This is a genomic window from Streptomyces fulvorobeus, from assembly GCF_013167895.1.
GTDB lineage: Bacteria > Actinomycetota > Actinomycetes > Streptomycetales > Streptomycetaceae > Streptomyces > Streptomyces fulvorobeus.
Window position 1 is genome coordinate 1912520 of the sequence record NZ_BLWC01000001.1, and the last position, 16651, is coordinate 1929170.

A 16651-nucleotide genomic window follows, 5' to 3' on the forward strand; every position below is an offset into this window, starting at 1 on the left:
GACCCGCGTTGAGGAAAAGTGTTCGCGGTCGTGCGCCGGGTGCCGGAAACTGGGGCGGCCTCTGCCCGACGCCGACCCCGAGAGACACGCGTGCTCATAAAGATTCTGCGGACCTATCTCGGTCCGTACCGGAAACCCATCGCGCTGCTGGTCTTCCTCCAGCTGCTCCAGACCTGTGCCAGCCTCTACCTGCCCAGCCTCAACGCGGACATCATCGACAACGGTGTCGTGAAGGGGGACACGGGTTACATCCTGGAGTTCGGCGGTCTGATGATCGCCGTGAGCGTCGTCCAGGTCGTGTGCAACGTCGGGGCCGTCTACTACGGTGCGCGGACCGCTTCCGCGCTCGGGCGCGATGTCCGGGCCTCGGTCTTCGACCGGGTGCAGTCCTTCTCCGCGCGTGAGCTCGGCCACTTCGGCGCGCCGTCGCTCATCACCCGTACGACCAATGACGTGCAGCAGGTCCAGACACTGGCCCTGATGGCGTTCACCCTGATGGTCTCGGCGCCGATCATGTGTGTCGGCGGCATCATCATGGCGCTCGGGCAGGACGTGCCGCTCTCCGCCGTGCTGCTGGCCGTGGTGCCGGTCCTGGGGCTCTCGGTGAGCCTCATCGTCATGAGGATGCGTCCTCTGTTCCGCACGATGCAGGAGCGGCTCGACACGGTGAACCGGGTGCTGCGCGAGCAGATCACCGGCAACCGCGTCATCCGCGCCTTCGTCCGGGACGCGTACGAGGAGGAGCGCTTCCGTGGCGCCAACACCGATCTGACGGACGTGTCCCTGTCCACCGGCCGGCTGATGGCGCTGATGTTCCCGACCGTGATGACCGTGGTGAACGTGTCGTCCATCGCCGTCGTCTGGTTCGGTGCGCACCGCATCGACAGCGGCGGGATGCGGATCGGTGCGCTGACCGCGTTCCTCGCGTATCTGATGCAGATCGTGATGGCGGTGATGATGGCCACCTTCATGTTCATGATGGTGCCGCGCGCCGAGGTCTGCGCCGAGCGCATCCAGGAGGTGCTGGAGACCGATTCGAGCGTGGTGCCGCCGCCCGCCCCGGTCACCGAGCTGAGCAGGCACGGCCATCTGGAGGTCCGGGGAGCTGAGTTCCGCTATCCGGGCGCCGAGGAGCCGGTGCTGCGCGCGGTTGATCTGGTGGCGCGGCCCGGTGAGACGACCGCGATCATCGGGTCGACGGGCAGCGGCAAGTCGACGCTGCTCGGTCTCGTACCCCGGCTGTTCGACGTGACGGACGGCGAGGTGCTCGTCGACGGCGTGGACGTGCGGAGACTCGACCCGGTGCTGCTGGCGAAGACCGTGAGCCTGGTGCCTCAGAAGCCGTATCTGTTCTCCGGGACGGTCGCGACGAATCTGCGGTACGGGAATCCGGAGGCGACCGACGAGGAGCTCTGGCACGCGCTGGAGGTCGCCCAGGCCAAGGAGTTCGTGGAAGGGCTGGAGAACGGGCTGAACGCGCCGATCGCCCAGGGCGGCACCAATGTCTCCGGCGGTCAGCGGCAGCGGCTGGCGATCGCCAGGACGCTCGTGCAGCAGCCGGAGATCTACCTCTTCGACGACTCGTTCTCGGCGCTGGACTACGCGACGGACGCCGCCCTGCGCCGGGCGCTCGCACGGGAGACGGCCGGGGCGACGGTGCTGATCGTGGCGCAACGGGTGTCCACCATCCGTGAAGCCGACCGCATCCTGGTGCTGGACGAGGGCCGGATCGTGGGGACCGGCACCCATCACGAGCTGATGGACGGCAATGAAACGTACCGGGAGATCGTGCTCTCCCAGCTGACGGAAGCGGAGGCCGCGTAATGGCCGGGCCAGGCGGACGCATGGTGGGGGGCGGGGCTCCAACCGAGCGGTCCATGGACTTCAAGGGGTCCGGGAAGAGGCTGCTGAGGAGACTCAGCCAGGAGAAGTCCTCGCTGTACGCGATGCTCGTCGCGGTGGCGTTGAGTGTGGGGCTCTCGGTGGTCGGCCCGAAGATCCTCGGGCACGCGACCGACCTGATCTTCGCGGGGGTCGTCGGCCGCGGTATGCCGGAGGGGTCCACGAAGGCCCAGGCCGTCGAGGACCTGCGGGAGAAGGGCAGCGACGGACTCGCCGACATGCTCTCCGCCGTGGACTTCACCCCGGGCGAGGGCATCGACTTCGGCGCGGTGGGCGACGTGCTGCTGGTGGCGCTGGTCGTCTACCTGGGTGCGGGGCTGCTGATGCTGGTGTCCACGCGGCTGTCGGTCCGGGTGATCAACCGGGTCGTCTTCCAGTTGCGCGAGGACCTCCAGACGAAGCTGTCGCGGCTGCCGCTGTCGTACTTCGACCGGCAGAAGCGCGGTGAGGTGCTCAGCCGTGCGACGAACGACATCGACAACATCTCGCAGACGATGCAGCAGACGCTGGGTCAGCTCATCAACTCGCTGCTGACCATCGTCGGCGTGCTGATCATGATGTTCTGGATCTCCCCGCTGCTGGCGCTGGTCGCCCTGGTGACGATCCCGGTGTCCGTGTTCGTCGCGGCGCGGGTCGGCAAGCGCTCGCAGCCGCAGTTCGTGCGGCAGTGGAAGGTGACGGGCCGGCTCAACGCCCACATCGAGGAGATGTACTCGGGTCACACCCTGGTGAAGGTCTTCGGCCGGCAGGAGGAGTCCGCGAGGGACTTCGCCGAGCAGAACGACGCGCTGTACGAGGCCGGTTTCAAGGCGCAGTTCAACAGCGGGATCATGCAGCCGCTGATGATGTTCGTGTCGAACCTGAACTACGTGCTGGTCGCGGTCGTCGGCGGGCTGCGGGTGGCTTCGGGCGCGCTGTCCATCGGTGACGTACAGGCGTTCATCCAGTACTCCCGGCAGTTCTCGATGCCGCTGACGCAGGTCGCCTCGATGGCGAACCTGGTGCAGTCGGGTGTCGCCTCGGCCGAGCGCGTCTTCGAGCTGCTGGACGCCGACGAGCAGGAGCCGGACCCGGACCCGGAGCGGCGCGAGCGCCCGGGCAGGCCGCTGGGCAGTGTCTCGCTGGAGAGGGTCTCCTTCCGCTACGAGCCGGACAAGCCGCTCATCGAGGACCTGTCGCTGAGCGTGGAGCCCGGACACACGGTCGCGATCGTCGGCCCGACCGGGGCGGGCAAGACGACCCTGGTCAACCTCCTGATGCGGTTCTACGAGGTGACGGGCGGCCGGATCGTCCTCGACGGGACCGATGTGTCGGTGATGTCCCGCGACGAACTGCGGTCCCAGATAGGCATGGTCCTCCAGGACACCTGGCTGTTCGGCGGATCGATCGCGGACAACATCGCGTACGGCGCTTCGCGCGAGGTCGGCCGGGCGGAGATCGAGGAAGCGGCGAAGGCGGCCCACGCCGACCGTTTCGTGCGCACCCTGCCGGACGGTTACGACACGGTGATCGACGACGAGGGCTCCGGGGTCAGTGCGGGTGAGAAGCAGCTGATCACCATCGCGCGGGCGTTCCTGTCCGACCCGGTGATCCTGGTGCTCGACGAGGCGACCAGCTCGGTGGACACCCGTACCGAGGTGCTGATCCAGAAGGCGATGGCCCGTCTCGCGCACGGCCGCACCAGTTTCGTGATCGCGCACCGGCTCTCCACGATCCGGGACGCGGACGTGATCCTGGTGATGGAGAACGGCTCGATCGTCGAGCAGGGCACGCACGAGGGGCTGCTGGCGGCGAAGGGCGCCTACGCCCGGCTGTACGCGGCGCAGTTCGCCGAGGCGCTCGCCGAGGTGGACTGAGCCGTGCCGCGTGGAAGCCTTCAGTCCAGATAGCCGCGGAGTTGGTCCGCGAAGGCGTGGTCCCGCAGCTTGCCGAGGGTCTTGGACTCTATCTGGCGGATGCGTTCGCGCGTCACGCCGAAGATCTTCCCTATCTCCTCGAGCGTGCGGGGCCGCCCGTCGGCCAGTCCGTAGCGCAACTGGACCACCTTACGCTCCCGCTCGCCGAGGGTGGAGAGCACCACCTCCAGGTGTTCGCGCAGCAGCAGGAACGCGGCGGACTCGACGGGGGAGGCGGCGTCGCCGTCCTCGATGAGGTCTCCGAAGGAGACGTCGTCCTCCGCGCCGACCGGGGCGTGCAGCGAGACGGGTTCCTGGGCGAGGCGCAGGACCTCGCCGACCCGCTCCGGTGTCAGGCCGAGCTGGGCGGCGACCTCTTCGGACGTCGGCTCGTATCCCCGCTCCTGGAGCAGACGGCGCTGGACCCGTACGACACGGTTGATCAGTTCGACGACGTGGACGGGGACCCTTATGGTCCTGGCCTGGTCGGCGAGGGCGCGGGACATGGCCTGGCGTATCCACCAGGTCGCGTACGTGGAGAACTTGTAGCCCCGGGCGTAGTCGAACTTCTCGACGGCCCTGATCAGCCCGAGGTTTCCCTCCTGGACGAGATCGAGCATGGTCAGTCCCCGGCCCACGTACCGCTTGGCCACGGAGACGACGAGGCGGAGGTTGGCCTCGATGAGCCGGCGCTTGGCCGTCCGTCCCATGACCACGAGCCGGTCGAGGTCGACGGCGAGCCGGGTGTCGGGATCGGGGGTGCCGGCGAGCCGTTCCTCCGCGAAGAGCCCCGCTTCGACGCGGCGGGCGAGGTCCACCTCCTCGGCGGCGGTGAGCAGCGGAATCCTGCCGATCTCCCGCAGGTACTGGCGGAAGAGGTCGGAGGAGGTGCCGCCGGTGTCCGGGCGGCCGCGCCGCTCCGGGGACGCGGGCGGCTCCGGGCTTTCTTCCATCACCGGGTCCGTCGCCTCCCCGGGTGGGGCCCCGGCCTGCGGCCGGCTCACGGCCCGGTGGAGCGCGGGGAACGCCGGGACATGCTGGGTCGGGCTCGTCACGGTCCGGGTCTGCACGGGGGCGACCTCCAGGTGATCGCGCTGCCGGACCGCGGCGGGTGTGGGGGTCCGCCCTCGGTGGACCGACCGCGCTCCGATGACTCAGGCACCGCCACCCAGTGTGGGGTACGACACATCGCCGCCACGAGGGGCGTGCGGTGACTTTCTGAGTCCGGCGGGTGACCGCAGGGTTACGGGGCGGGGCCCGGGGGCGGTCCGGGGCGGGGGCCGGGCGGGCGCGTCAGAGCGCGTCGGCGCCGTTGCTGCGCAGGGACTGGGCGTACTGCTGGAGGACCCACACCTCGTTCTGCGCGGCCGCCAGGTGCTCGGGGGCCACATTGCTTCCGAGGCGGGCGAGACTGCCCTGCACATCGTCGATACGGCGGTCGACGGCGCGCAGCCGGACCTGGACGAGCTGCATGCCCGCGTACGTCTCGTCGATCGACTTGCCGTGGAACACCTCGACGGCCAGCTCGGTGACGAGGTTGCGCACGGTGTCGTCGGGGGCCGCGTCCAACACGCTGACCAGGTACTCGCGGGTCTCGGCCAGACCTTGTTCGGCGCCGCCCGCCTCGGCGATGCACTGGCGTACGGCCGCGTACGGCGGGGCGGTGAACTCGTCGACCCCGTAGGCGTCGAAGGCCGGTGAGACCAGGGCGGGCTTCTGGAGGGCCAGCTTGAGCAGTTCGCGCTCGGTGCGGTGGGCGGGGCTGCGGAGGTTGAGCGCGGGGCCCGAGAGGCCCGCCGGGGCGGCGGGGGCCGGATAGCGGGGGGCGTCCCGGGACGGGCCCCGCGCGGGACCGCGGTCGCCCCGGTCCCTGGACCAGCGGGCGATCTGCGCCACCCGGCGTACGACGAACTCCTGGTCGAGGATGCCGACGAGGCCCGCGAGCTGGACGGCGACCTCGCGCTGCACACTGCTCGTCTTGATCTTCGCGACCACCGGCGCGGCCTCGTCGAGGGCGGCGGCGCGGCCCGCCGGGGTCTCCAGGTCGTACCGGCCGACGATCTGGCGCAGCGCGAACTCGAAGAGCGGGGTACGGGGTTCGACGAGGTCGCGGACGGCCTCGTCACCCTTGGCCAGCCGCAGGTCGCACGGGTCCATGTTGTCCGGGGCGATCGCGATGTAGGTCTCGGCGGCGAACTTCTGGTCGTCCTCGAAAGCGCGCAGGGCCGCCTTCTGGCCCGCGGAGTCACCGTCGAAGGTGAAGATCACCCGGGCGCTGCCGTTGTCCATGAGGAGGCGGCGCAGGAGCTTGATGTGGTCGTTGCCGAACGCCGTGCCGCAGGTGGCGACGGCGGTGGTGACCCCGGCCAGGTGGCAGGCCATGACGTCGGTGTAGCCCTCGACGACGACGGCGCGGCTGGCCTTGGCGATGTCCTTCTTGGCGAGGTCGATCCCGTAGAGGACCTGGGACTTCTTGTAGATCGAGGTGTCGGGGGTGTTGAGGTACTTCGGCCCGTTGTCGTCGTCGCGCAGCTTGCGCGCGCCGAAGCCGACGATCTCCCCGGAGGTGTCGCTGATCGGCCACATGAGGCGCCCGCGGAAGCGGTCGATGGGGCCGCGGCGGCCGTCCTGGGAGAGGCCGGAGGTGATGAGCTCCTTGTCGCTGAAGCCCTGGCCGCGCAGATGCCGGGTGAGGTGGTCCCAGCCCGCGGGGCTGTAACCGACACCGAAGTGGGCGGCGGCCGCCTGGTCGAAGCCGCGTTCCGCGAGGAACTTGCGGCCGATCTCGGCCTCGGGACCGTCCAGCTGATCCACGTAGAACCGGGCGGCGGCCTTGTGGGCCTCGACCAGCCGGATGCGTTCGCCGCGCTGGTGGGAGGGGTTGTAGCCGCCCTCCTCGTACCGCAGGGTGATGCCCGCCTTCCCGGCGAGGCGCTCGACCGTCTCGGAGAAGGTGAGGTGGTCGATCTTCATCACGAAGGCGATCGTGTCGCCGCCCTCCTGGCAGCCGAAGCAGTGGAAGAGCCCCTTGCTGGGGCTGACCTGGAAGGAGGGGGACTTCTCGTCGTGGAAGGGGCAGAGTCCTTTGAGGTTTCCGCCGCCCGCGTTGCGCAGCTGGAGGTACTCGGAAACGACGGCGTCGATCGGGACCGCGTCCCGTACCGCCTTCACGTCGTCGTCATTGATCCTGCCTGCCACCCGTGAAGTCTACGGGTGGCCACGGCGGCCGGACCGCACGGCGGTGTGATCCGCGGAACGTGTGGCGCGGCCGGGGGGCCGGAGGGCCCGTCCCGGTCGCCCGCACCCGGTCAGAGCAGTGTCTCCAGCGGCACCGAGGGGTCGCCGAGCGCGTGGGGATCGATCCGCCGGCCGGACCGGACGAGCCGCTGGATGTGCTCGGTGACGTCCCAGACGTTGACGTTCATCCCGGCCAGGACCTTGCGGTCCTTGAGCCAGAAGGCGATGAACTCGCGCTTGCCCGCGTCGCCGCGGATGACGACCTGGTCGTAGCTGCCGGGCGGCGCCCAGCCCGAGTACTCCAGGCCGAGGTCGTACTGGTCGGAGAAGAAGTACGGCACCCGGTCGTAGGCGACCTCCTGGCCCAGCATGGCGCGGGCCGCGGCCGGGCCGCTGTTCAGGGCGTTCGCCCAGTGCTCCACGCGCAGCCGGGTGCCGAGCAGCGGGTGGAGCACGGCCGCCACGTCGCCCGCGGCGAAGATGTGCGGGTCGGAGGTGCGCAGCGAGGCGTCGACGGCGATGCCGCCGCCGTGCGCGCGGTCCGCCATGGCGAGGCCCGCCGCATCGGCGAGCGCGGAGCGCGGCGCGGCGCCGATCGCGGCCAGCACGTCGTGGGCGGGGTGCTCCTCGCCGTCGTCGGTGCGGGCGGCGAGGACCAGCCCGTCCTGGCCGACGATCTCGGTGAGGCGGGCACCGAAGTGGAAGCGGACGCCGTGCTCCCTGTGCAGGTCGGTGAAGATCTGGCCGACCTCGGGGCCGATCACCTGGTGCAGCGGCGACTGCTCCGGCTCGACGACGGTGACCTCGGCGCCGTAGCCGCGGGCCGCCGACGCGACCTCGAGGCCGATCCAGCCGGCTCCCGCGATGACCAGGTGCCCGTTGTCCCGGCCGAGGGCGGCCAGGACATTGCGCAGCCGGTCGGCGTGGGCGAGACGGCGCAGGTGGTGGACGCCGACCAGGTCCGTACCGGGGATGTCGAGCCTGCGGGGTTCGGCGCCGGTGGCGAGGAGCAGCCTGTCGTAGTGGATGACGGTGTTGTCACCGAGCCGCACCGAACGGGCCTCGCGGTCGATCGCCGTGACGGGCTGGCCGAGGTGGAGCTCGACGTCGGCGCCCGCGTACCAGGCCGTCTCGTGGGCGAAGACGCTGTCGCGTTCCTCCTTGCCCGCGAGGTAGCCCTTGGAGAGCGGAGGCCGTTCGTAGGGATGGTCGCGCTCGTCGCCGATCAGGATCACCCTGCCGCTGAAGCCCTCGGCACGGAGTGTTTCCGCTGCCTTCGCTCCTGCCAGACCTCCGCCGACGATGACGAACGTGCGATGTGCGTCGACCACTTGTGCCTCCTCGGTGCTGGTGCTGTGCTCCGCCCCCCTTTGCGAGCCTCCCGCACGCAGCGTGGTGACGGAAGAGGGTGTCCCCCGGTCAGGTCACACCCCGTGGTCATGGGGCCAGTCTGCCGACCGTGGCCGGCGGTGCGCGGGGCAGGGTCTCCCCCGGCGGCCGTCATGTGCCCCAGCACACCACTCCCCGCGCGCCCGGGCGCCGTCGCCGCGCCCTTCGGTGCGCGGGAGCGGCGGCTCAGGAGGTCGCTTCATGAGCGGTGCGGCGCGAGGGACGCGTGGAGCGCCAGGGCGGAGGCGTCGGTGAGGGCCGCGATCTGGTCGACCAGGACTCTCTTGCGTGCCCGGTCGTCCGGGGCGCTCCCGTACTGCGCGCGGAACTGCGGCTCCAGCCCTTCCGGTGCGCGGGCGGTGAGCGCGGCGGCCAGCTCCGCGATGACGACGCGCTGTTCGGCGCGGATGATCTCCTGTTCGGCGCGCTGCATGACGTAACGGTCGGCGACGGCCTTGAGCACGGCGCATTCGTTGCGCGCCTCGCGCGGGACCACGAGCTCCGCGCCGTACCGGCTGAGGCGTCCGGGGCCGTGGTGGGCGAACGTGGCGGCTTCGGCGGCCTGGCAGAACCGGCCGATGAGCTGGCTCGTCGCGTCCTTCAACCGGGCCTGGGCGACGGCCGAGCCGTCGTAGCCGTGCGGCCACCACTCCTGGGCTACGAGCCGGTCGAGCGCGTCGGCGAGCTCCTGCGGATCGGTGCCGGCGGGTACGTACCGGCCGATGGCGACGGCCCAGATCTCCTGCCGCTCCGGCTCGGCGAAGAGGCAGTCGGGGTCGATGTGCCCGGCGTGCAGGCCGTCCTCGAAGTCGTGCACGGAGTAGGCGACGTCGTCGGACCAGTCCATGACCTGGGCCTCGAAGCAGGTGCGGTCCTCCGGCGCTTCCTCGCGGACCCACCGGAAGACCGGCAGGTCGTCCTCGTACACCCCGAACTTCGGGGAGCCGGGGTCGGTGGGGTGCGCGCCGCGCGGCCAGGGGTACTTCGTGGCGGCGTCCAGCGCGGCACGGGTCAGGTTGAGCCCGACGCTGACGAGCTCGCCACTGCGGGGGTCGCGGACGAACCTCTTGGGTTCGAGGCGGGTCAGCAGGCGCAACGACTGGGCGTTGCCCTCGAAACCGCCGCAGTCGGACGCGAAGTCGTTGAGGGCCTGCTCCCCGTTGTGTCCGAACGGCGGGTGGCCCATGTCGTGGGAGAGGCAGGCCGTCTCGACCAGGTCGGGGTCGCAGCCGAGCGCGGCCCCCAGCTCGCGGCCGACCTGGGCGCACTCCAGGGAGTGCGTGAGCCTGGTCCGGGGGCTGGCGTCCCAGGCGCGGCTGCGGGTGCCGGGGGTGACGACCTGGGTCTTCCCGGCCAGTCTGCGCAGGGCCGCCGAGTGCAGCACACGGGCGCGGTCGCGCTGGAACGCGGTGCGACCGGGCCGCTTGTCGGGCTCGGTGTCCCAGCGCTCGGTGTCCCGCGCCCTGTATGCGGCCGTGTGCGTGTCGTGGCTGCCGTGCGTACCGTCCATGGTTGCGACAGTAATCGGCACGTCTGACACATCACTGCCAGGCCGGGTCAGACGGGGTCAGGCGGATGCCAGGAGCCGCTCGGGCACCGGCGACTCGTATTCCAGTGCCCGGTCGTACCGGTGCAGGAGCAGCCGGGCCATCGCCGGGTGCGCGCCGAGCGGGGCGGCCGTGTGCCCCGGTGCGGCGGCGGCCGCCGCGGTGGCGAAGCGGCCGGGCGCGGTGAAGTACGAGGCGACGGCGATCCGGTGGCGTCCCCGGGCGGCGAGGGCGCGTACGGCGGCCGGGACGGTGGGCGCGGCGGCGGACGCGTACGCGGGTACGACGGGTATGCCGCCGAGGCGGTCGCTGAGCATCCGGGCGGTGCGGCGGGTGTCGTCGGCGGAGTCGGGGTCGCGCGAACCGGCGGCGGCCAGGACGACGGCGGCGCTGCGGCTCGTCCCGTCCCTCGGGTCCCAGCCGCTCTCGACGAGCCTGCCGAGGAGCGCCTCGACGAGCAGCGGATGCGGGCCGAGCGGTGCGGCGATCCGGCTCCGCAGGGCGGGCGCGGCGGCTGCGGCGGCCGGCAGGTCGTGCTTGACGTGGTGCCCGCGGCCCAGGAGCAGGGGGACGAGCACGGCGTCGCCCGCCCCCACGGCGGCCAGGGTGGCGGGCAGGAGGGGCTGGTTCAGCTCGATGTGGCCGAGGCGGACGTCGAGGCCGGGGCGCAGCTCCCTGACCCGGTCGAGGAGCTCCAGGACCGTACGCAGGGCTCTGGGGTCCCGGCTGCCGTGCGCGACGGCGACCAGCGTGGGGGCGGGTATGCCGCGGGCCACAAGGTGGGAGGGTCGGGCGGGGTGCCGGGTGCTCTGCATGGGCCTGCGGGTTCCGTTCGGGGAGACGAGGCTGAGCTGGGTGCCGAGCTGATCGGTGATGCGGGTCAGGAGTTGCGCGGTGCTGTCGAGGGACAGGGGCAGGGAGTCACGGGGATGTTCCGATGCCGGCGCCGTCATGGACCGATGGTGCCGGTCGGAGGTTGCCGTGCCGTTGCGCGAGGGTCACGGGTGTTTGCCAGGGGCTCACGGTGGATCTCGCGGACGAGTGAACTCTTTCGGGCTGTCGTTCGTCCGGTCATACAGGGGACAGCGGAATCAGATGACGGCGAATCACCAGGGGGGCTTGCGTGCCGAGGGGACGACTGAGGTGGCCGGCGCGGCTGAGGCCGTCGCTGCCGAGGACCCGCCGGGGGCACCGGCTGGTCGTACAGGTGCTCATGGTGGCCTGCGTGGTGGGCCTCGCGCCCGCCACGTGGATGCATGCCACGGCCGACGCGCGGGTACGGACGACGGCTGACGCGCCCGCGCGGGAGGTCGCCGTCGTGTTCGGGGCCGGACTGTGGCGGGGCAGACCCTCCGCGTACCTCGCGCACCGGCTCGATGCCGCCGCCGAGCTCTACCGGACGGGCAAGGTGAGGGTCCTGCTGGTCACCGGGGACAACAGCCGGGTGGAGTACGACGAGCCGGACGCGATGCGGACGTACCTGACCGGACGCGGGGTACCGGACGGGCGGATCGTCAGCGACTACGCCGGATTCGACACCTGGGACTCCTGTGTACGGGCCAAGAGGATATTCGGGGTCGACAGCGCGGTCCTGGTGAGCCAAGGTTTCCACATCCGGCGGGCGATCGCCCTGTGCCGTGCCGCCGGAATCGACGCGTACGGGGTCGGGGTCGACGCCGTACACGACTCGGTCTGGTACTACGGCGGCGCGCGGGAGCTGTTCGCCTCGGCGAAGGCGGGGCTGGACGTCGTGTTCCGGCCGGACCCGCACTTCCTTGGACCGCGTGAGCGGGGCGTCAGGGAGGCGCTGGTGGCGGACTGAGGGCGCGGGAGACGGTCCCGTGCGGCCCTCCCCGGGCGGGGCGGGCCGCACGGGACCGCACATGTCGTCCGGTCAGACGGGAAAGGCCCAGGACCCGACCGGCGGCCGAAGGAGGCTTCCTCCGGCACTGAGTTCGGCCCTCAGCGTGTGCAGGGGGAAGCTGCCGCTCTCCTCCCACTTCCGGCGTACGCGTTCGAGGTCGTCCCAGAGCCGGCGGGGGCCGCCCTGATGGATCAACGGCCGGTCGCCGGTCTCCGCGCGCGCCCACGAACCGTCACGCGCCAGCAGCCACACCAGGCGCCGCCCGTCGCCGTGGGAAGCGGCACGGGTTTCGACTCCTGGCGTGTCCAGCTCGTACAACCACCGCAGGGGCCATTCCTGCCACAGGTCGGGAATCGGTCCGTCCGGGGGCCGCACGTCCTCACCCTCCCGCACGCGGGCGGACACGAACACGGTGGTCAGCTTCGCCGGGTAGTCCGCCTGCCGCCGGGTCTCCATGAAGGTCGCCGGGTCCGGCTGGACGGCGCCCCGTGCGATGCCATCCGCTCCCATGTCCGCCGTGATCAGCAGGGCGGTGTGGGCGATGGTGGTCACGAGCCTCCCGCCGGGACGGAGGGCGCGGAGCCACGACGTGGGCACCGGCCTTACGGAAACGGTCGCCATGATGCGGTCGTACTCCAGCCCAAGGAGTTCCCCGGTCGCGTCGACGGCCGCCACGCGAGGCGTGCGCCCGAATGCGGCGAGACGTGCGCGGGCAGCCTCGACCAGGTACGGGTCCACGTCCACGCTGGTCACGTTCCCGTCACCGAAGCGGTGGGCGAACAGACCGGCGGAGTAGCCGGAGCCGGTACCCACGTCCAGCACCCTGTCTCCGGGTTCGACTCCTAGTCGCTGCGCCATCGACACGATGAGCCCCGGCAGAGTAGACGACGACGTCGGGTCGCCCTGGCCACGCCCACCCGGGGCGGCATGGTCGGCATGGTCGGGACCGACGCGCGTGACAAGCGTTTCGTCGCTGTACGCGGCATGCAAGCGCTCGGGTGAGTCGTCGGGAAGGTGAACCAGCTCCCATTCCTGCGTGTGGCTGTCGGGGACCCGCTGCCACCAGCGTGGAACCAGCCGGTGACGTGGGGTACTGCTCACGGCGTCATGCCATGCGGGCGCATCGGCAGTCACCCTGTCGGCAAGCGCAAGGGCTGCTTCGGCCCACGTGGTCGCTGCGGTCATGCGGTCTCTCCTTGCAGAGCGTCGGCCATGGATTCAACGAGCGGCACACCGGCCTTCACGGCAAGCCAGTGCCATTGCCCGTTGGGGTTCACCTCGAAGAACACCCACCGTCCGTCCCGGGTGACGGCGAAGTCCAGCGCTCCGAAGAACAAGCCGAGTTCGTCCATCAGCCTGCGGACCCCGGCGTGAACCATCGGGGGCATGTCCACCACCTCATACGTGTGCGACTGGTAATCCGTCCGCCAGTCGAGCTGCGCGGCTTCGCTGCCCGCGTGGATGGCAACGGGGAACATGCGTGCACCGATCACCGTCAAACGCACTTCGTACGCCTTGTCCACACGCTCCTGGAACAGGTGAGCGGTCCCGTACACTCCGTCGTCCACCTGATCGGCGGAGACGAGCGCCACGGGAAGAAACTGACGCCTACCGTTGGGGCCGAGCACGCCGCCACCGAGCCCCTTGTAGACAACCGTGTCCTCCCCCATGAACGTACGAGCGTGGTCGGGGTCCGAAGTGATCACGGAACGGGGCACGTCCAGCCCGCACCGGGCCGCAACAGCGAGTTGCTTCGGTTTGTAGTTCGCCGCCGCATCGTGGGCCGGGTGGTTGATCCAGCGCACAGGCAGCGAGCCGAGTACGCCGAGCAGCCCGGAACGCGCTTCGGAGACCGCGAGGGCTCGGGCAGGCCCAGGCCAATCGTCGGGGGTCTTGAACTCGTTCGGGCGTCGCCACCACACCGACTTGACGGACTCCAGGCGGACGGTTCGAGAACCGGTGAGGGAACCCGTCCAGCCGTCCCCGGTGAGGGAGACGGCCAGACGGGACGCGGTCGGAAAGTCGGCAGTGTCATACCTGACGACGTGCTCACCGCGATTCACCAGTTCCTCGACCACAGCATCGGCCGTCACGTCGTTCCGGCCCGTGAGGATGAGGATCGGTCGCATGTCAGTACAGGTCGGTTCCGCTGTCGGAGCCCGGGGACGAACCGTCACCGTTGCTGGTCTCCGTCTGCGTCTCGGGCATCTCCGCCGTGATCGCGTGCCACGGGTTACCCTCGGCCGACACACTCATCTGGAGCACGTCGCTGTAGGTGATCACGGGCGCTTCACCGTTCGCCGGGGCCGGTGACACCAGGTGCCGGACACCGAACGGGATTGCTGTGGCTGTCACTTCGCATACCTCCATGGAGTCGGATTTCTGTGACTTACCGTCCGGTCGGCTGCCGACCTGGACGGGGCTGGTGCAGTCGCACACGCGTCGGCTCCATCTCGGGCCACACGGACAGCGTGTATCGACAGTCCATGTCCGGGATGACCACGGAGAGCGGATCACCGGACTTGATGCGCTCGCGGGCCACCCGCTCGCTGTGCGGGTCGTCCGCCCACGCGCGTAACCCGGTGGGGCCGTCAGGGACGGGCACGTGCGGTACGCGCATGAACGGCCGCACCCAGGCCGACTGCCGCGGGTCGGGGTCGAGCCGGTCCGCGATGCGCCGGGCCTCGCTGCGAATCCACCGCAGCGCGAGTACGGGGGAGATCGTGCGGAAGGTGCCCAGGACGTACGGCAGCGTGCGGCCGGTGCCGTACACGAGCCCTTCCGCACGCACCTCGCAGCGGTAACCCGTAGGCTCCGCGCGACCGTTCATGCCCGGCCACCGCGCCACATGACCCAGGGGCGTTCGATCACTTCGGCATAGCTCGTGTGCTCCGGGTGATCGCGTAGGTGCCGGAACGTCCAGGCTTGTGCGTCGACCGGGTCGGTATGCGGCTCCGACACCGCACCGCACTCCGAGTCGTCATCCGTGAGCGTCAGGCACCGGAAGCGGTGCGTGAGCGGGGGAGCGTCGTCGTCCCGGTCGGGCCTGAGCGTCCACTGGACGAGGGCGAGCGTGCGGGTCACAGCATGTCCCCCCGGCTGCGGGCGTTCTGCCGCGCGTTCTCCGCGCTCAGCCTCTCTATGGGAGTGACCGGGCGGACCCGTTGGGGCTCCGCTTCCCATTCCTGACCACCGCAGACCGGGCGCAGCGACCAGTACGGGCCCGCGACCCCGCGAAACTCCCCCACCCGCCCGCCACGGCCGGTGTCCACCAGGAGCGTGCCGGGGAGCGGTACATGGACAAGCTCCTGCCCGTCTGTGGGAACGTCCTGCGCACACACGTTCGTGCCTCTCCGTAGTTGTTTGACTACCAAGGCGACCCAGCGTGGCCTACTGTCAGGAGCCCCACAACGTGTCGTGGAAGGACGGAAGGTTGGTGACCAGTCGTTGAACATCAAGGAGTTGGAACCGGACAGCTCCCCACAGGCGGCGTTCGGCGCTCGCCTGCGCAGGTTGCGCGAGGAGCGCGGCTGGTCGCAGGACGAATTGGGCGCCCAGATGGAATATTCCTCCACGCATATTTCGTCCGTCGAAACTGGTCGGAAGATGGCAACCTTGCGTTTCGCGCGGCGCGCGGACGTGGCCTTGGGGACGGGCGACTCGTTCGAGCGCGAGTGGCGGGAGATGCGGCAGGGGGCGTCGCTGGAGGGTTTCCCTGAGTACGTGGAGCATGAGGGCCGGGCGGTGGAACTCAGGCTGTATGAGATCGGCATCATCCCCGGGCTGTTGCAGACGCCGGAGTACGCCCGGGTTCTGGCGGACAGTGCGGCACGACGCTGCACGATCACTCCTGAACAAGCGGCTGAGCGCCTCTCGTTCCTGGCGGAACGGCAAGCTGCGCTGACGCGCACCCGTGCCCCCATGGTCCTCGTGGTCATGGATGAGAGTTGCATCCGGCGGCCGGTCGGCGGTCGCGAGGTCATGCGCGCTCAACTACAGCGATTGGTCGAGTTCTCCGAACTCCCGAACACGGTGCTGCAAGTCGCACCGTTCGAGATAGGCGAGCGCCGCGTCTTTGACCTACCCGTGAACTTGTTGACGCTGCCTGACCGGTCCGTGGTCGCGTACGCCGAGTCACAGACGCAGGGGCATCTGGACCGCGAAAGCACTTCGGTACTGCCCCTGCTGACGAACTACCATCAGCTACAGGCCGAATCGCTCTCGCAGGCGGACTCCGTGGCCATGATCAATGAGGTACGAAAGGGCACCCCGTGACGACCGACTCCCCCCGCTGGTTCACTTCCTCCTACAGCAACAACGGCGGTAACTGCGTCGAGGTCGCCGCCAACCTCATCGCCTCACGCGGCATCGTCCCCGTCCGTGACTCCAAGAACCCGGGCGGTCCTGTTCTCGACGTCTCCGCCGGCCCCTTCGCCGCCTTCATCGCGAGCGTCAAGGCCGAAGAGCTCAGCGCCTGACCACCCGGCCGAAACAGCGGCCTTATCCGAAAGGGCACTCCGTGACGACCGAAACCCTCAGTTGGTTCAAGTCCTCCTACAGCTCGAACGGCGGAAACTGCGTCGAGGTCGCCGCCAACCTCATCGCCTCACGCGGCATCGTCCCCGTCCGTGACTCCAAGAACCCGGGCGGTCCCGTCCTGGACTTCCCCGCCGGCCCCTTCGCCGCCTTCGTCGCGGGCGTCAAGGCCGAGGAGTTCGGCGCCTGACCGCTCCGGCCGGCCCCGGACCTCACCGCCGGGTCCGGGGCGGGCTGAGGTGGGTGTACCTGGGGCGTAACCGGGGGCAGCGGTCCCCGTA

The 16651-nt window shown here is 70.3% G+C and carries 17 protein-coding genes; 6 read left to right on the forward strand and 11 right to left on the reverse strand.

Features of this window, described 5'->3' with window-relative positions; translation table 11 throughout:
• Positions 1-90 precede the first annotated feature (90 nt).
• Together Sfulv_RS08770 and Sfulv_RS08775 are read left to right on the forward strand one after the other, a co-directional pair.
• The gene (locus Sfulv_RS08770) at positions 91-1824 is read left to right on the forward strand and encodes an ABC transporter ATP-binding protein (protein WP_173313164.1); all 1734 of its coding nucleotides are present in this window, start codon (positions 91-93) and stop codon (positions 1822-1824) included.
• Positions 1824-3758, forward strand: coding sequence for an ABC transporter ATP-binding protein (locus tag Sfulv_RS08775; RefSeq protein WP_173313165.1), 1935 nt, complete (start codon positions 1824-1826; stop codon positions 3756-3758). The genes Sfulv_RS08770 and Sfulv_RS08775 overlap by 1 nt, the downstream gene beginning before the upstream one ends.
• Before the next feature lie 20 nt (positions 3759-3778).
• On the opposite strand, the gene Sfulv_RS08780 is transcribed toward Sfulv_RS08775, so the two are convergent.
• From Sfulv_RS08780 to Sfulv_RS08800, 5 genes are all read right to left on the reverse strand, one after another.
• Positions 3779-4867, reverse strand: a complete 1089-nt coding sequence (locus Sfulv_RS08780; RefSeq protein WP_173313166.1) for an RNA polymerase sigma factor — start codon at positions 4865-4867, stop codon at positions 3779-3781.
• Between the two features lie 223 nt (positions 4868-5090).
• Entirely contained in the window at positions 5091-6995 is a 1905-nt protein-coding gene (gene dnaG, locus Sfulv_RS08785) for a DNA primase (protein ID WP_173313167.1), read from the reverse strand.
• 110 nt (positions 6996-7105) lie between these two features.
• Positions 7106-8365: an NAD(P)/FAD-dependent oxidoreductase gene (locus Sfulv_RS08790; RefSeq protein WP_173313168.1), complete on the reverse strand. Its 1260-nt coding sequence runs from the start codon at positions 8363-8365 to the stop codon at positions 7106-7108.
• A gap of 257 nt (positions 8366-8622) precedes the next feature.
• On the reverse strand, positions 8623-9933 hold the full coding sequence (locus tag Sfulv_RS08795) for a deoxyguanosinetriphosphate triphosphohydrolase (protein ID WP_173313169.1): 1311 nt from the start codon (positions 9931-9933) through the stop codon (positions 8623-8625).
• Positions 9934-9990: 57 nt separating this feature from the next.
• Positions 9991-10923, reverse strand: a complete 933-nt coding sequence (locus Sfulv_RS08800) for a sirohydrochlorin chelatase (RefSeq protein ID WP_173313170.1) — start codon at positions 10921-10923, stop codon at positions 9991-9993.
• Between the two features lie 170 nt (positions 10924-11093).
• Here Sfulv_RS08800 and Sfulv_RS08805 point away from each other — a divergent pair, with 170 nt between their 5' ends.
• On the forward strand, positions 11094-11792 hold the full coding sequence (locus Sfulv_RS08805) for a SanA/YdcF family protein (RefSeq protein ID WP_371874649.1): 699 nt from the start codon (positions 11094-11096) through the stop codon (positions 11790-11792).
• 72 nt (positions 11793-11864) lie between these two features.
• Here Sfulv_RS08805 and Sfulv_RS08810 read toward each other — a convergent pair whose 3' ends face one another.
• Genes Sfulv_RS08810 through Sfulv_RS30215 form a run of 6 tightly spaced genes read right to left on the reverse strand, consistent with a single transcriptional unit; the run spans position 11865 to position 15175 of the window.
• Entirely contained in the window at positions 11865-13019 is a 1155-nt protein-coding gene (locus tag Sfulv_RS08810; RefSeq protein WP_256668842.1) for a methyltransferase domain-containing protein, read from the reverse strand.
• On the reverse strand, positions 13016-13963 hold the full coding sequence (gene tgmB / locus Sfulv_RS08815; RefSeq protein ID WP_173313172.1) for an ATP-grasp ribosomal peptide maturase: 948 nt from the start codon (positions 13961-13963) through the stop codon (positions 13016-13018). Before tgmB ends, Sfulv_RS08810 begins: the two co-directional genes overlap by 4 nt.
• 1 nt (position 13964) lies before the next feature.
• Positions 13965-14189 carry a putative ATP-grasp-modified RiPP gene (gene tgmA, locus Sfulv_RS08820; RefSeq protein WP_173313173.1) on the reverse strand — a complete coding sequence of 75 codons (225 nt, stop codon included), beginning with the start codon at positions 14187-14189 and terminating at the stop codon, positions 13965-13967.
• Between the two features lie 34 nt (positions 14190-14223).
• Positions 14224-14664: a hypothetical protein gene (locus Sfulv_RS08825; RefSeq protein WP_173313174.1), complete on the reverse strand. Its 441-nt coding sequence runs from the start codon at positions 14662-14664 to the stop codon at positions 14224-14226.
• A complete protein-coding gene (locus Sfulv_RS08830; protein ID WP_173313175.1) occupies positions 14661-14918 on the reverse strand; it encodes a DUF7848 domain-containing protein in 258 nt (85 codons plus the stop codon). Before Sfulv_RS08830 ends, Sfulv_RS08825 begins: the two co-directional genes overlap by 4 nt.
• Positions 14915-15175, reverse strand: coding sequence for a hypothetical protein (locus Sfulv_RS30215; RefSeq protein WP_256668843.1), 261 nt, complete (start codon positions 15173-15175; stop codon positions 14915-14917). Before Sfulv_RS30215 ends, Sfulv_RS08830 begins: the two co-directional genes overlap by 4 nt.
• A gap of 106 nt (positions 15176-15281) precedes the next feature.
• On the opposite strand from Sfulv_RS30215, the gene Sfulv_RS08835 reads away from it, so the two are divergent.
• From Sfulv_RS08835 to Sfulv_RS08845, 3 genes are read left to right on the forward strand one after another with little or no spacing between them, the layout of a single operon-like run.
• Positions 15282-16109 carry a helix-turn-helix domain-containing protein gene (locus Sfulv_RS08835; RefSeq protein WP_173313176.1) on the forward strand — a complete coding sequence of 276 codons (828 nt, stop codon included), beginning with the start codon at positions 15282-15284 and terminating at the stop codon, positions 16107-16109.
• On the forward strand, positions 16106-16312 hold the full coding sequence (locus Sfulv_RS08840; protein WP_173313177.1) for a DUF397 domain-containing protein: 207 nt from the start codon (positions 16106-16108) through the stop codon (positions 16310-16312). Before Sfulv_RS08835 ends, Sfulv_RS08840 begins: the two co-directional genes overlap by 4 nt.
• A gap of 41 nt (positions 16313-16353) precedes the next feature.
• On the forward strand, positions 16354-16560 hold the full coding sequence (locus tag Sfulv_RS08845) for a DUF397 domain-containing protein (protein ID WP_173313178.1): 207 nt from the start codon (positions 16354-16356) through the stop codon (positions 16558-16560).
• Positions 16561-16651: the final 91 nt, after the last annotated feature.

Coding starts and splice junctions, on each gene's coding strand:
- Sfulv_RS08775 (WP_173313165.1), top strand. CDS start 1,824: ATGGCCGGGCCAGGCGGACGCATGGTGGGGGGCGGGGCTCCAACCGAG.
- Sfulv_RS08795 (WP_173313169.1), bottom strand. CDS start 9,933: ATGGACGGTACGCACGGCAGCCACGACACGCACACGGCCGCATACAGG.
- Sfulv_RS08800 (WP_173313170.1), bottom strand. CDS start 10,923: ATGACGGCGCCGGCATCGGAACATCCCCGTGACTCCCTGCCCCTGTCC.
- Sfulv_RS08810 (WP_256668842.1), bottom strand. CDS start 13,019: ATGACCGCAGCGACCACGTGGGCCGAAGCAGCCCTTGCGCTTGCCGAC.
- tgmB (WP_173313172.1), bottom strand. CDS start 13,963: ATGCGACCGATCCTCATCCTCACGGGCCGGAACGACGTGACGGCCGAT.
- Sfulv_RS08825 (WP_173313174.1), bottom strand. CDS start 14,664: ATGAACGGTCGCGCGGAGCCTACGGGTTACCGCTGCGAGGTGCGTGCG.